The 14,304-nt window shown below is 55.3% G+C and carries 16 protein-coding genes; 14 read left to right on the forward strand and 2 right to left on the reverse strand.

From position 1 onward, the window contains the following. The first annotated feature begins 11 nt into the window (after positions 1-11). The 3 genes from ytfT to OGY72_RS18250 all read left to right on the forward strand — a co-directional run bounded on the left by ytfT (position 12) and on the right by OGY72_RS18250 (position 3,238). Entirely contained in the window at positions 12-1,034 is a 1,023-nt protein-coding gene (gene ytfT, locus OGY72_RS18240; RefSeq protein WP_008323019.1) for a galactofuranose ABC transporter, ATP-binding protein YtfT, read from the forward strand. Then, a complete protein-coding gene (yjfF, locus tag OGY72_RS18245; RefSeq protein ID WP_063941641.1) occupies positions 1,021-2,022 on the forward strand; it encodes a galactofuranose ABC transporter, permease protein YjfF in 1,002 nt (333 codons plus the stop codon). Before ytfT ends, yjfF begins: the two co-directional genes overlap by 14 nt. A 103-nt stretch (positions 2,023-2,125) precedes the next feature. Further along, the gene (locus tag OGY72_RS18250; protein WP_286548653.1) at positions 2,126-3,238 is read left to right on the forward strand and encodes a methyl-accepting chemotaxis protein; all 1,113 of its coding nucleotides are present in this window, start codon (positions 2,126-2,128) and stop codon (positions 3,236-3,238) included. Positions 3,239-3,314: 76 nt separating this feature from the next. On the opposite strand, the gene fbp is transcribed toward OGY72_RS18250, so the two are convergent. Continuing rightward, the gene (fbp, locus tag OGY72_RS18255; protein WP_016155536.1) at positions 3,315-4,313 is read right to left on the reverse strand and encodes a class 1 fructose-bisphosphatase; all 999 of its coding nucleotides are present in this window, start codon (positions 4,311-4,313) and stop codon (positions 3,315-3,317) included. 175 nt (positions 4,314-4,488) lie between these two features. On the opposite strand from fbp, the gene mpl reads away from it, so the two are divergent. After that, a complete protein-coding gene (mpl, locus tag OGY72_RS18260) occupies positions 4,489-5,865 on the forward strand; it encodes a UDP-N-acetylmuramate:L-alanyl-gamma-D-glutamyl-meso-diaminopimelate ligase (protein ID WP_003830388.1) in 1,377 nt (458 codons plus the stop codon). Positions 5,866-5,963: 98 nt separating this feature from the next. On the opposite strand, the gene yjgA is transcribed toward mpl, so the two are convergent. After that, positions 5,964-6,515 carry a ribosome biogenesis factor YjgA gene (gene yjgA / locus OGY72_RS18265; RefSeq protein WP_008786039.1) on the reverse strand — a complete coding sequence of 184 codons (552 nt, stop codon included), beginning with the start codon at positions 6,513-6,515 and terminating at the stop codon, positions 5,964-5,966. A gap of 95 nt (positions 6,516-6,610) precedes the next feature. On the opposite strand from yjgA, the gene pmbA reads away from it, so the two are divergent. The 10 genes from pmbA to dagF all read left to right on the forward strand — a co-directional run bounded on the left by pmbA (position 6,611) and on the right by dagF (position 14,293). Beyond that, the gene (gene pmbA / locus OGY72_RS18270) at positions 6,611-7,963 is read left to right on the forward strand and encodes a metalloprotease PmbA (protein ID WP_003830385.1); all 1,353 of its coding nucleotides are present in this window, start codon (positions 6,611-6,613) and stop codon (positions 7,961-7,963) included. Positions 7,964-8,049: 86 nt separating this feature from the next. Continuing rightward, positions 8,050-8,436, forward strand: a complete 387-nt coding sequence (cybC, locus tag OGY72_RS18275; protein WP_003025756.1) for a cytochrome b562 — start codon at positions 8,050-8,052, stop codon at positions 8,434-8,436. A gap of 331 nt (positions 8,437-8,767) precedes the next feature. Further along, positions 8,768-9,076: a glycine dehydrogenase gene (locus OGY72_RS18280; RefSeq protein WP_003025758.1), complete on the forward strand. Its 309-nt coding sequence runs from the start codon at positions 8,768-8,770 to the stop codon at positions 9,074-9,076. 10 nt (positions 9,077-9,086) lie between these two features. Next, a complete protein-coding gene (locus OGY72_RS18285) occupies positions 9,087-9,449 on the forward strand; it encodes an SFCGS family glycine-rich protein (RefSeq protein ID WP_003830384.1) in 363 nt (120 codons plus the stop codon). Positions 9,450-9,451: 2 nt separating this feature from the next. Continuing rightward, positions 9,452-9,751 (forward strand): DUF4312 family protein, encoded by a 300-nt coding sequence (locus tag OGY72_RS18290; RefSeq protein WP_003025762.1) that lies wholly within the window; start codon positions 9,452-9,454, stop codon positions 9,749-9,751. Between the two features lie 23 nt (positions 9,752-9,774). Further along, a complete protein-coding gene (locus tag OGY72_RS18295) occupies positions 9,775-10,551 on the forward strand; it encodes a DUF4311 domain-containing protein (RefSeq protein ID WP_003025764.1) in 777 nt (258 codons plus the stop codon). Positions 10,552-10,562: 11 nt separating this feature from the next. Continuing rightward, positions 10,563-11,207, forward strand: coding sequence for a DUF4310 family protein (locus OGY72_RS18300; protein WP_003830379.1), 645 nt, complete (start codon positions 10,563-10,565; stop codon positions 11,205-11,207). Positions 11,208-11,320: 113 nt separating this feature from the next. Beyond that, positions 11,321-12,454, forward strand: coding sequence for an amidohydrolase/deacetylase family metallohydrolase (locus tag OGY72_RS18305; protein ID WP_003830377.1), 1,134 nt, complete (start codon positions 11,321-11,323; stop codon positions 12,452-12,454). Beyond that, positions 12,438-13,556 carry a DgaE family pyridoxal phosphate-dependent ammonia lyase gene (locus OGY72_RS18310; protein WP_063941637.1) on the forward strand — a complete coding sequence of 373 codons (1,119 nt, stop codon included), beginning with the start codon at positions 12,438-12,440 and terminating at the stop codon, positions 13,554-13,556. The genes OGY72_RS18305 and OGY72_RS18310 overlap by 17 nt, the downstream gene beginning before the upstream one ends. Then, positions 13,553-14,293: a 2-dehydro-3-deoxy-phosphogluconate aldolase gene (gene dagF / locus OGY72_RS18315; RefSeq protein ID WP_149281799.1), complete on the forward strand. Its 741-nt coding sequence runs from the start codon at positions 13,553-13,555 to the stop codon at positions 14,291-14,293. The genes OGY72_RS18310 and dagF overlap by 4 nt, the downstream gene beginning before the upstream one ends. The last annotated feature ends 11 nt before the right edge of the window (positions 14,294-14,304 follow it).

The raw sequence follows: 14,304 nt of genomic DNA on the forward strand, positions 1-14,304 counted from the left end.
AGACTATGGTGATGCCTCAATCTCTCCCTCAATCCAATCCGCCTAAACGGCGGTTCCGTTGGCCAAAGGGGATGCCACAGCTGGTGGCGTTACTGCTGGTACTGCTGGTGGATAGCCTGGTCGCCCCGCACTTCTACCAGGTGATTTTGCAGGATGGTCGGCTGTTCGGTAGCCCGATTGATATTCTCAACCGCGCCGCTCCCGTGGCGCTGTTGGCGATTGGAATGACGCTGGTAATTGCTACCGGCGGCATCGACCTTTCCGTGGGGGCCGTCATGGCTATTGCTGGCGCCACTACTGCGGCGATGACGGTGGCCGGGCACAGTCTGCCGGTGGTTCTGCTTGCCGCCTTAGGCTCCGGCATTCTGGCTGGGCTGTGGAACGGGATTCTGGTGGCCATCCTCAAGATTCAACCGTTCGTCGCCACGCTAATCCTGATGGTGGCCGGGCGCGGGGTGGCGCAGCTTATCACTTCCGGGCAGATCGTCACCTTTAACTCGCCCGAACTGTCATGGTTTGGCAGCGGCTCGCTTTTACTATTCCCCACGCCGGTAATTATTGCACTGCTCACGCTGGTGGTGTTCTGGCTGCTGACGCGGAAAACGGCGCTGGGTATGTTTATCGAAGCGGTGGGTATCAACATTCGTGCGGCAAAAAACGCCGGGGTGAACACCCGCATTATCGTGATGCTCACCTATGTGCTGAGCGGCCTGTGCGCGGCTATCGCTGGCATTATTGTCACGGCGGATATCCGGGGGGCAGATGCCAATAACGCCGGATTATGGCTGGAGCTGGATGCCATCCTGGCGGTGGTTATCGGCGGCGGCTCGCTGATGGGCGGGCGCTTTAACCTGCTGCTGTCGGTGGTAGGCGCGTTGATTATTCAGGGCATGAACACCGGGATTTTGCTGTCGGGCTTCCAGCCGGAACTGAATCAGGTGGTCAAAGCCGTGGTGGTGTTGTGTGTGCTGGTCGTGCAGTCGCAACGCTTTATCAGCCTGATAAAAGGAGTGCGTGGTCATGATAAAACGTAATTTACCGCTGATGATCACCCTCGGCGTGTTTGTGCTGGGTTATCTCTACTGCCTGACGCAGTTTCCCGCTTTTGCTTCCACCCGGGTCATTTGCAATATCCTGACCGATAACGCCTTTCTGGGCATCATTGCCGTAGGCATGACCTTCGTGATCCTCTCTGGCGGGATCGACCTTTCCGTTGGCTCGGTGATCGCCTTTACCGGCGTATTTCTGGCAAAGGCCATTGGTTTTTGGGGCATTTCCCCGCTGCTGGCGTTCCCATTGGTTTTGCTGATGGGCTGCGCGTTTGGTGCGTTTATGGGGTTACTGATTGATGCGCTGAAGATCCCGGCATTTATTATCACCCTGGCGGGAATGTTCTTCCTGCGCGGCGTCAGCTATCTGGTCTCTGAAGAATCTATCCCAATTAATCATCCGGTTTATGACACGCTCTCAAGCCTGGCATGGAAAATTCCCGGCGGTGGTCGCCTGAGCGCGATGGGATTGCTGATGCTGGCGGTTGTCGTCATCGGCATATTCCTGGCGCACCGTACGCGCTTTGGTAATCAGGTTTACGCGATTGGCGGCAACGCCACCTCTGCCAACCTGATGGGCATCTCAACTCGCAGCACCACCATCCGCATTTATATGCTGTCTACCGGGCTGGCGACGCTTGCCGGCATTGTCTTTTCCATTTATACCCAGGCGGGCTATGCGCTGGCGGGCGTTGGCGTCGAACTGGATGCGATAGCCTCCGTCGTGATTGGCGGAACGCTGCTTAGTGGCGGGGTCGGTACGGTGTTAGGGACATTGTTTGGCGTCGCCATTCAGGGGCTGATCCAGACCTACATTAATTTTGATGGCACATTAAGTTCCTGGTGGACGAAGATCGCGATTGGTATTTTATTGTTTATTTTTATAGCGTTACAACGCGGTCTGACGGTGCTTTGGGAAAATCGTCAAAGCTCGCCGGTGACCCGAGTGGGTACGGCGGCAACACCAAAGTAACATCCTGATTTTGCACAAAACATTTAAATACCTAAACTTTTTCCGGTTGTAGTCGATAGGTTCTGTACAGGTCTGTTTTAACCCTACAACCGGAAATATAACGATGCCAAAATCCCTTTCAATTCGATCAAGTTTGTTGGTGTTATTGTCTCTGCTGACGTTCCTTCTGTTACTGACCGGTGGTATGGGGCTATATGCTTCTACCCGTGTCATTACATCGTTGATTTATCACGGTATTATGAGCTCTGCGATGTTGGCTGCTATCGCATTGCTGGCGGTCATTTGGTTTATGCCGCGAAATAAGTTTCTCAAACCGTTGGATAACATGGTTGAGCAACTGGAACGTCTGGCAACGGGGGATTTGTCGCCGGTTACCGCGTTGTCAGCCAGCGCCGAATTCAACCGCCTGAACGCGGCAATGGATGACATGCGCCATGCGCTGGGCGACTCGGTACAGCGCGTACGCGATGCCAGTTCGCAAATTGATATTGGCAGTCGTGAACTGACGGCCGGGAACCAGCATCTGGCGCAACGCACTGAATCAACGGCCACTTCGCTGGAGCAGACAGCCGCCAGCATGGAAGAACTCACGGCGACGGTGAAACAGAATGCGCAGAACGCGGAACAGGCGCACCAGCTGGCAAAATCGGTGTCGGATACTGCCGATCGCGGTAGCGAAATGGTGTGCTATGTGATCGAGAAAATGCGCGATATTTCAGTAAGTTCCAGCCGAATCGCCGACATCCTCAGCGTAATCGACGGTATTGCTTTCCAGACCAATATTCTGGCGCTCAATGCTTCCGTTGAAGCGGCGCGAGCTGGTGAGCAGGGGCGGGGCTTTGCGGTTGTCGCCGGTGAAGTGCGTAATCTGGCCAGTCGCAGCGCCGAGGCGGCCAAAGAGATCCGTACGCTAATCAGCGATTCGCACACCCATGTGGGGGAAGGCAGTGAACTGGCGCAGCAGGCGGGCGAAACCATGGATGAAATCGCGACCGAGGTTATGCGTATGACCAAACTGATGCGTGAAATTGCCAGTGCGTCCCAGGAACAGAGTCGCGGCATAGAGCAGGTGAATATCGCGGTGATTCAGATGGATGAAACGGCACAGCAAAACGCGGCGCTGGTACAGCAGTCTTCAGCGGCTACCCGCTCGCTGGAAGAGCAGTCTTCAGCGCTAATCGAAGCAATGGCCGTATTTAAGCTACAGAAAGCGTAACCGGACGATGGATTTTGTAGGCCGGATGGCAACGCTACGCGTTTTATCCGGCCTACGTCCGTGCGATGAATAATACTTACGCGTCCGGGAACTCGCGGATAAAGCGTTCTACATCTTCAACCATATGGTCGTTACCCACGAAGAAGGAGCGGCGCTGGTGCAGACTTTCTGGGGTGATATCCAGAATGCGTTCTTTACCATCGCTGGCTTTGCCGCCCGCCTGTTCGGCCAGGAAGGCCATTGGGTTGCATTCATACAGCAGACGCAGCTTCCCTTGCGGGTGGCTGGCGGTGCTTGGGTACAGGTAGATCCCGCCTTTCAGCAGATTGCGATGGAAATCCGCAACCAGAGAGCCAATGTAGCGCGAGGTGTACGGGCGCTGGGTTGACTTATCTTCTTCCTGGCAGAATTTAATGTACTTCTTCACGCCGTTCGGGAATTTGATGTAGTTGCCTTCGTTAATGGAGTACGTGCTGCCTTTCGCCGGGAAGCGCATACGTTCCTGGCTGAGGCAGAATACGCCCAGAGAAGGATCGTAGGTGAAGGCATGTACGCCACAGCCGGTGGTATACACCAACATGGTGGAAGAACCATAAACCACGTAACCTGCAGCAACCTGCTTGTTGCCCGGTTGCAGGAAATCCTCTTCCGTGACCGGTGTGCCGACTGGGGTTACGCGGCGGTAAATAGAGAAAATCGTACCGACAGAGACGTTAACATCGATGTTGGATGAGCCATCCAGCGGATCCATTAGCACAACGTATTTAGCGTGTTCACAGCCTTCAAAGACGACGATTTCATCTTCTTCTTCTGAGGCAATGCCCGCCACAATGTCGCGCGCCTTCAGTGCTGCTTTCAGTTTTTCGTTTGCGAACAGATCGAGTTTTTGCTGAACCTCTCCCTGTACGTTCTCAGCACCGCTGGCACCCAGGATATCGACCAGACCGGCCTTATTGATATCGCGGTGGATGATCTTGGCGCCCAGCTTTATTGCCGACAACAAAGCAGTGAGTTCACCGGTAGCATGAGAAAACTCGTGCTGCTTTTCGACAATAAATTCACCTAACGTTTTCATAACACTTTCCCTGCAATTTATGTGGAGTAAAGCGACCGCAACAATATTAACAAATATTTCCATTGTTGCGCTTAGGTGAATCGCGCCAGCAAACTGCGGAATATCCTGAAATGCGTTTCTCACTTGCCGGACATGTGCGTAAAATGGCCCCCAGATTAAAAAAGGATAGTGACGTATGCGCATTCATATTTTGGGAATTTGTGGCACTTTCATGGGCGGTCTGGCGATGCTGGCGCGCTCGCTCGGTCATGAAGTAACCGGTTCGGACGCCAATGTGTATCCGCCGATGAGTACCTTACTTGAGAAGCAAGGCATTGATCTGATTCAGGGTTACGATGCCAGCCAGCTCGACCCACAGCCGGACCTGGTGATCATCGGCAATGCCATGACCCGTGGTAATCCGTGCGTGGAAGCGGTGCTGGAAAAGAACATTCCGTACATGTCTGGCCCGCAGTGGCTGCATGACTTTGTCTTGCGCGATCGCTGGGTACTGGCGGTTGCGGGTACGCACGGTAAAACCACTACCGCCGGAATGGCGACCTGGATCCTCGAAGCCTGCGGCTATAAACCTGGCTTTGTCATCGGCGGCGTTCCGGGCAACTTTGAGGTTTCCGCACGCCTCGGCGAGAGCGACTTCTTCGTGATTGAAGCGGATGAGTACGACTGCGCGTTCTTCGACAAGCGTTCTAAATTCGTGCATTACTGCCCGCGCACGCTGATCCTCAACAACCTTGAGTTCGATCACGCGGACATCTTTGACGATCTGAAAGCTATTCAGAAACAGTTCCACCATCTGGTGCGTATCGTGCCGGGCCAGGGACGCATCATCTACCCGGAAAACGACATCAATCTGAAACAGACGATGGCGATGGGCTGCTGGAGCGAACAAGAGCTGGTGGGCGAACAAGGTCACTGGCAGGCGAAAAAGCTGACCACCGATGCCTCCGAGTGGGAAGTGTGGCTGGACGGTGAAAAAGTCGGTGAAGTGAAGTGGGGCCTGGTGGGCGAGCACAACATGCACAACGGCCTGATGGCGATTGCAGCCGCGCGTCATGTTGGCGTCGTGCCTGCGGATGCGGCCAATGCATTGGGCTCGTTCATCAACGCCCGTCGTCGTCTTGAGCTGCGCGGTGAAGCCAATGGCGTGACGGTGTATGACGATTTTGCCCATCACCCGACGGCCATTCTGGCAACGCTTGCGGCACTGCGCGGTAAAGTGGGCGGCACGGCGCGCATCATCGCTGTGCTGGAACCTCGCTCGAACACCATGAAAATGGGCCTGTGCAAAGATGACCTGGCGCCGTCGTTAGGGCGTGCAGACGAAGTGTTCCTGCTGCAACCCCCGCACATTCCGTGGCAGGTAGCAGAAGTCGCTGAAGCCTGCGTTCAGCCGGCACACTGGAGCGGCGATGTGGATGCACTGGCAGATATGGTGGTGAAAACCGCGCAGCCTGGCGATCACATTCTGGTGATGAGCAACGGCGGGTTTGGCGGCATTCATCAAAAACTGCTGGATGGTCTGGCGAAGAAAGCTCAGGCGGAAGAAGAGTAAAAAATGCCCGGTGGCGCTACGCTTACCGGGCCTACAACGGATCGTAGGCCGGATAAGGTATTTGCACCGCCATCCGGCACTTTCGGCGGACGAAGAGGTTAGGCCTCGTTTTCCGCCAGTTCACGCAGATACTGGAAGATCTGGCGGGAAGATTTTGGCGGCTTGTTGCCCGCTTTTTCTTTCCTGGCGTTACGCACCAGCGAACGCAGTTGCTGACGGTCGGCGTCAGGCCACAGGTTCATCACTTCTTCGATAGCTTCATCGCTACCGTCAACCATACGGTCACGCAGTTGCTCCAGCTTATGGAAGACAACGACCTGTTGGTTATGACGGTTTTTTAGCTTGTCCAACGCCTGACGGATAGGATCAACATCGCGCTGGCGCAACATTTTGCCAATCAGCTGCAGCTGACGACGGCGACCTTCCATCTTAATACGCTGGGCCAGCTCAATCGCGGCACGTAAATCCGCATCGAGCGGGATTTTATCCAGCGCGTTTTTCCCCAGTTTTACCAGTTCCACACCCAGGTGTTTTAACTCCTCGGCGTCACGTTTTATTTCACTTTTACTGACCCAGATAATTTCATCGTCTTCGTCTTCGATGTCATCACCGGGAACGTCGTCGAGCCAGTCTTCGGGCTGCTTAGTCATGTCAGGCTCCTTAAAAAAAGAGGCTAATGTTACCAGTTAAGATGCGCACTGAAAAACGGTTCTCTGTTAGACTTCAGAGAAACTCTCTCTACATTATGGCATTTGCGATGAAAGTAATCTCACAAGTTGAAGCGCAGCGTAAGATTCTGGAAGAAGCAGTCTCGACGGCACTGGAATTAGCGTCAGGTAAGTCGGATGGCGCGGAAGTCGCTGTGAGCAAGACCACGGGTATTAGCGTCAGCACCCGTTATGGTGAAGTGGAGAACGTCGAATTCAATAGCGATGGTGCACTGGGGATTACGGTTTACCACCAGAACCGTAAGGGCAGCGCATCGTCCACCGATTTAAGCCCGCAGGCGATTGCACGTACCGTGCAGGCCGCGCTGGACATTGCACGTTACACTTCGCCGGACCCGTGCGCGGGCGTGGCAGATAAAGAACTGCTGGCCTTTGATGCGCCCGATCTGGATCTGTTCCACCCGGCGGAAGTTTCCCCTGACGAAGCTATCGAACTGGCTGCCCGCGCTGAACAGGCGGCGTTGCAGGCCGATAAGCGTATCACCAACACCGAGGGCGGCAGCTTTAACAGCCACTATGGCATCAAAGTGTTTGGCAACAGCCACGGCATGCTGCAGGGCTACTGCTCCACGCGCCATTCCCTTTCCAGCTGCGTAATCGCAGAAGAAAATGGCGATATGGAGCGTGATTACGCCTACACCATTGGCCGGGCGATGGGCGATCTGCAAACGCCGGAGTGGGTGGGGGCTGACTGTGCTCGCCGTACCTTATCTCGCCTGTCTCCGCGTAAACTTTCCACCATGAAAGCACCAGTGATTTTCGCCAATGAAGTGGCGACCGGACTGTTCGGACACCTGGTCGGCGCGATTGCTGGTGGCTCGGTGTACCGCAAATCCACCTTCCTGCTCGACTCGCTGGGCAAGCAAATTCTGCCGGAATGGCTGACCATTGAAGAACATCCGCACTTGCTGAAAGGGCTGGCGTCGTCGCCGTTCGACAGCGAAGGCGTACGGACCGAACGCCGCGACATTATTAAAGACGGCGTGCTGACTCAGTGGCTGCTGACCAACTATTCCGCACGTAAGCTGGGGCTGAAGAGCACCGGTCATGCAGGCGGGATCCACAACTGGCGAATTCCGGGACAGGGTCTAAGCTTCGAGCAGTTGCTTAAAGAGATGGGCACAGGTCTTGTGGTTACCGAGCTGATGGGGCAGGGCGTAAGCGGCATTACCGGCGATTACTCGCGCGGCGCGGCGGGCTTCTGGGTCGAAAACGGCGAAATTCAGTACCCGGTGAGTGAAATTACCATCGCCGGTAACTTAAAAGAGATGTGGCGTAATATCGTCACCGTCGGCAACGATATTGAAACGCGCAGTAATATTCAGTGTGGTTCGGTCCTGTTGCCGGAGATGAAGATCGCCGGGCAATAATATCCGTCATACTTCAAGCTGTGGCGTGAATTATTGAGGGTATCTGGCGTTTGTTTATTTTTGAATAATAAAAAAGGAAGTGAGCAATGCGTAAACACCTGTTAGCGATCGTCGCAGCTTCAACGCTGGTTCTTGGTTCTTCTGCGTTTGCAGCCGATCTTGAAGACGATATGGGGATCCTCAACGACAACCTGAAAATCGTCGAAAAAACGGATAATGCGACTGAACTGAAAGATGCGTTAACCAAAATGCGTGCAGCCGCGCTGGACGCGCAAAAGGGAACGCCGCCGAAGCTGGAAAACAAATCCCCGGACAGCCCGGAGATGAAGGATTTCCGCCACGGCTTTGACACGCTGATCGGTCAGATCGACGGTGCGTTGAAGCTGGCGAACGAAGGTAAAGTTAAAGAGGCGAAAGCCGTTGCGGAAGAGCTGAAAACTACGCGCAACGAAAACCACAAGAAGTTCCGCTAATCTGCGCTATCCGGCCTGCATACCCGTAGGTCGGATAAAACCCCCGCTACTGCACGTCCCATAAGTAAACGCTATCCCCATCACATTTTTTCATTTTTATCGTCCATTCATTGTTCGCACTTCCTTCCATTTTGCTGCTCGCTCTTGCGATCTCAATCACATTCTTCCAGTGATTAATCGTGGTTCCAGCCCTTTTTGCGGCACAGATCACTATCGCTGCACACCTTTCCACTTCGAAGTGGAAAACAACTCGCTACAAACTTATAACCTCCGTCGCTAATTTACCCTCAGAGACATTAACGGGGTAAGACGAGTGAATAACGGAGCTGTAATGAATGACATGGGGGAATCGGTGGAACTGGCCGACCGCATGCTGGCGCAGGTGTATGCCTTGCTGCGTGAACGCAACATTATTCCCAACGCCGTACAGGAACAGATGCTGACGTCGCATGTTCGCGCCATGGCGCACCGCTCGGTAACGGGTGAACCCTTACCAGAAGTCGATGCCAGCTTGTTTGATGAAATATCTGCCGAATCAATGGCGCTTGCCCGCGACGTGGTCGCCGAGTTTGGCAATCTTCCTGAGGAAGAGGCCTGGCTGCTGTCGGTGCACTTCGAAGTCGCGAAAGACAACCTTTAAGGAGCAAAAGATGGAACAGATTACCGTAGTGATTGGCGATCGTCTGGGTAAAGGCCAGAAAGTGGCGGCAGGCGTAGAGAAAGCGGGTGGCCGTGCCGTTGTGGTGCCGGGCGTTGCAGCAGATATGAAGCTGGGTGACGTGATGAAAGCGGAAAACGCCACCTTTGGTATCTCGTTTTGTGGCAGTGGTGGTGCGGGTGCGATTACCGCGCAGACCAAATACGGCTACAAGGCGAAATACGGCATGCGCTCGGTCGATGAAGGGGTAACCGCCATCAACGAAGGGTGCAACGTACTGGGATTCGGCTTTATGGATAAAGAAGAGCTCGGCGAGCGCCTGGTGCAGGCGTGGCAAAAGAAACACGGCGCTTAAGCATGAAAGAGCAATTCACCACCACGGTGAGAGTCACGGGTAAGGGCGAGACTAAAGCTCGCGCCTTTGCCGATGCCCTGAACCACGTTCAGGCTGCGGTGATGAAAGCGTCGCCGCATATCTTACTGCGTATTGAGCCACAGGATGTGCAGGTTGTTCAAGCGCGTGAATCGGTGCGTAAAGAGGCGTTTTTATTCCTCTTTTTGCGCCGGGAAAGACGCACTTTCAGCGTGGAGCTGGACGTGACCGTCAACGTGACTGCCATCAATCTCGACAAGGTGGATTTCGTTACGCAACGCTGATTTTTCTATTAAAAGGCATAATTATGTTCCTGATAATATTAATAAAATCGCTCATCATCGGCGCATTGGTTGGCGTTGGTGTCGGCGCTGGGGCTGCACGCATGTTTCATGCGCCTACCACTCAAGGGATGGGCGCGTTTCGTACTCTGGGAGAACTGAATTCCTGCGAAGGAGATCCAGCTTCTCACTTCTCGTTCGGCCTGGGCTTCTTCTTTAATGCCTGGGCTTCCTCCGTTGCGGCGGGGGCGTTCACGCAGGACGTCGACCATCGCATCATCCCTAACTGGGGCGCCGCCGCGCTGATGATTAAAAATCGCAACGTCGGTGAAACGCTGCACGACCCCAAACGCATGGCAATTGCCTGCGGCGTTATCGGGATGATCGTAGTGACCTTCCTGAACCTCACCGCATCATCCGTACCGGAAGCGTTGCAAGTTACCGCCGTCAAGGTGCTGGTGCCCGCGGCTAACCTGCTGGTTAACACCGTGATGCCAGTGATCTTCTGGCTGGCGGCGATCGACGCTGGTAAGAAATCCGGCTTCTGGGCCACCGTTTTTGGCGGCGCGGCGCAGCTGATTATGGGCAACGCCGTTCCGGGTCTGGTGCTCGGCATTCTGATCGGCAAAGGTGTTGAAGAAAGCGGCTGGAACCACGTCACGAAAGTGATGATGGTAGCTATCGTCGCGCTGTTTGTCCTGAGCGGCTTCTTCCGCGGTTTCGACATGAAGATGATCGAATCCTTCCATCTGACCGTGCCTAACTGGCTCGAACTTATCCACAACTCGCTCAGCGGCAAATAACGGAGGTCATCATGGAACAGAATAAAGGTTTTTGGTTCGCTGACTGGTCGTTCCCGATCTTCGTGGGCCTGCTCTCCTCTGGCGTATTTGCCGGAACACACATGTACTACCTGTACGGTATTGGCGCATTTAACGAAGTGGCTTTTGTGGCGATGCTGAAGGCGGGAATGGATACCGGCTCCTACGGGGCGGTGGCGGCATTTGGCGCAAGCTTCCTGTTTGCCCGCATCATTGAAGGTTCGCTGGTGGGGATTTTGGATATCGGCGGGGCGATTCAAACCGGGGTTGGGTTAGGTGTTCCGGCGCTGCTGCTGGGCGCGGGCATTATCTTCCCGGTCGCCAACTTCGCCGCCTCGCTGGTCACCGGTCTGGTGATTGGTCTGGCGATTGGCTACATCATCATTCTGGCGCGTAAGTTCACCATCAACCAGAGCGACTCGACCTACGGTGCGGACGTCATGATGGGGGCCGGTAACGCCTCCGGCCGCTTCCTCGGACCGTTGATTATCCTTAGCGCGATGACGGCTTCTATTCCTATCGGAATCGGTTCTCTGGCGGGCGCGCTGCTGTTTTATCTGTGGCAAAAACCGATTACCGGCGGGGCGATCCTCGGCGCAATGATCCTCGGGTCCATCTTCCCGATTGCTATTAGCTGATGGTGTGTCGTTGTAGGCCGGATAAGGCGCAGCCGCCATCCGGCAATGACGCCTGATGGCGGCTGCGCCTTATCAGGCCTACACGACCGCCCCCATTTCAACAGGAGAGAGACATGTTTGATTTACTCCTGCGCCGTGCGCGCCTCGTTGACGATACGGTGAGCGATATTGCGCTCAAAGACGGCAAGATCGCGGCGTTGGGTGACGTTGATGGTCCGGCGCTGAAAACCATCGAGCTGGGCGGTGAGTGCTACGTCAGCGCAGGCTGGATTGACTCCCACGTTCATTGCTACCCGAAATCCCCGATTTATCACGACCAGCCGGATAGCGTCGGTATTGCGACCGGCGTCACTACCGTGGTGGATGCGGGCAGCACCGGGGCGGATGACATCGACGATTTTTACACCCTGACCCGGGAAGCTGCGACCGAAGTGTATGCGTTGCTGAACATCTCCCGCGTGGGGCTTATCGCCCAGAACGAGCTGGCCAACATGGCCAATATTGACGCTGATGCGGTGCGAGAGGCGGTGAAACGCCACCCTGATTTTATCGTCGGTTTGAAGGCGCGCATGAGCAGCAGCGTAGTCGGTGAAAATGGCATCACGCCGCTGGATCGCGCCAAAGCGATGCAAGCACAGAACGGCGACCTGCCGCTGATGGTGCATATCGGCAACAACCCGCCGAATCTCGATGATATCGCTGAGCGCCTGAGCGCGGGTGACATCATTACCCACTGTTACAACGGTAAGCCGAATCGCATTCTGACGCCGCAAGGCGAGCTGCGGGCGTCAGTGACGCGGGCGATTTCACGTGGCGTGCGTCTGGACGTTGGGCATGGCACCGCCAGCCTGAGCTTTGCGGTGGCAAAACGCGCTATCGGCCTGGGCATTTTGCCGCACACCATCAGCTCCGATATTTATTGCCGCAACCGTATCAGCGGCCCGGTACATTCCCTGGCGAATGTGATGTCGAAATTCCTCGCCATTGGGATGTCGCTTCCGCAGGTCATTGAATGCGTTACCGCCAATGCCGCCGATGGTCTGCGCCTGAAACAGAAGGGGCGGCTGCAGGTCGGTCTGGATGCCGATTTAACCCTCTTTACGCTTAAGCGCCAGCCAACCGTGCTGGTAGATGCAGAAAACGACAGCCTGCAGGCTGAACAACTGCTGGTGCCGCTTGCCGCAATACGTGCGGGCAAGGGCTATATGACCGAACAAGGGAGCGCGGAACATGCCTTCGATTTTTGAGAAATACGATTTAAAACAGGTGATTAATACCTCCGGCCGCATGACGGCGCTTGGCGTCTCCACGCCGCGACCAGAAGTGGTTGAAGCCGCGATGGCGGGGATGAACCAATATTTCGAGATGAAAGACCTGGTCAATAAAACAGGCGACTACATCGCGAAATTACTGGAAGTGGAAGGGGCAACGGTTGTCTCTTGCGCCTCGGCCGGGATCGCCCTGTCGGTGGCTGGCGTATTGGTTAAAGATAGCGACTGGCTGCTGGAGAACCTGCACGTCACGCCCATTGAAAACAACGAAATCGTGCTGCCCAGAGGTCACAACGTCAACTTTGGCGCTCCGGTAGGCACCATGGTGGCGCTTGGCGGCGGCAAGTTAGTGGAAGCCGGTTATGCCAACGAATGTTCCGCGGCGCAGCTGGCGGCGGCCATTACACCGCGTACGGCGGCCATTCTGTATATCAAATCTCACCATTGCGTCCAGAAAAGTATGCTCAGCGTGGAGCAGGCCGCGGTGGTGGCGCGTACACATAATCTGCCGTTGATCGTGGACGCGGCGGCGGAAGAGGATTTGCAGTGCTACTACCGGGTTGGTGCAGATCTGGTGATTTATAGTGGCGCCAAGGCGATAGAAGGACCAACCAGCGGTCTGGTGATAGGTAAAACCCAGTACGTTGAGTGGGTGAAGCGCCAGACGGCGGGAATTGGCCGGGCGATGAAGGTGGGCAAAGAGGGAATTCTTGGACTGACCTGCGCCATCGAACTGTATCTGAACGCGCAGAAAGAGAGCGGCGCGGAGATGGTCGAGAAAATGACGCCGTTCATTAATGCCTTGAACCAGCTTAACGGCGTGAGCGCCCGCGTGGTGTGGGATAGTGCAGGGCGCGACATCGCACGCACGGAAATTAAGTTTGATGAAGCGGTAACCGGGATCGCCACGGGGGAACTGGTTGACGCGCTGAAACAGGGGGAGTACGCGATTTACTTCCGTGGTTACAAAGCCAACGAAGGCATTATCGAAGCCGATGTGCGCAGCGTCGATCGCGCGCAGCTGGAGATTGTGGCCCGTCGAATTGGTGAAGTGATTTCGCAGGAGAAAGAAGCATGAAACTGACCCCTAACTTTTATCGCGACCGCGTCTGCCTGAACGTGCTGGCAGGCTCCAAAGAAAATGCCCGGGATATTTACGCGGCGGCGGAAGGACACGTGCTGGTTGGCGTGCTGTCAAAGAATTACCCGGATGTCGCAAGCGCGGTAGCGGATATGCGTGAATACGCGGCCCTTATCGACAATGCGCTCTCCGTGGGGCTGGGGGCGGGCGATCCTAACCAGTCGGCGATGGTCAGTGAAATCTCCCGTCAGGTGCAGCCCCAGCATGTCAATCAGGTCTTTACCGGCGTGGCTACCAGTCGCGCGCTGCTGGGCCAGCAGGAGACAGTGGTCAACGGTCTGGTCTCGCCAACCGGCACGCCGGGCAGGGTGAAAATCTCCACTGGTCCGCTAAGCAGCCAGACGCCGGACGGTATTGTGCCGGTAGAAACCGCGATTGCGCTGCTCAAAGACATGGGCGGTAGCTCAATTAAATACTTCCCGATGGGCGGCCTGAAATGCCGTGACGAGTACATTGCGGTCGCGCAGGCCTGCGCCCGTCATGACTTCTGGCTGGAGCCAACCGGCGGTATCGATCTGGATAATTTCACTGAAATCCTGCAAATTGCCCTCGATGCCGGAGTGAGTAAAATCATTCCTCACATCTATAGTTCGATTATTGATAAGGTGAGTGGTAACACTCGTCCGGACGACGTACGCCAGCTGATGGCGATGACCCGGGCCTGCGTAGGCTAACTGACTGATGA

It is taken from the genome of Citrobacter sp. Cpo221, assembly GCF_030332345.1.
GTDB classification, from domain to species: Bacteria; Pseudomonadota; Gammaproteobacteria; order Enterobacterales; family Enterobacteriaceae; genus Citrobacter; species Citrobacter portucalensis.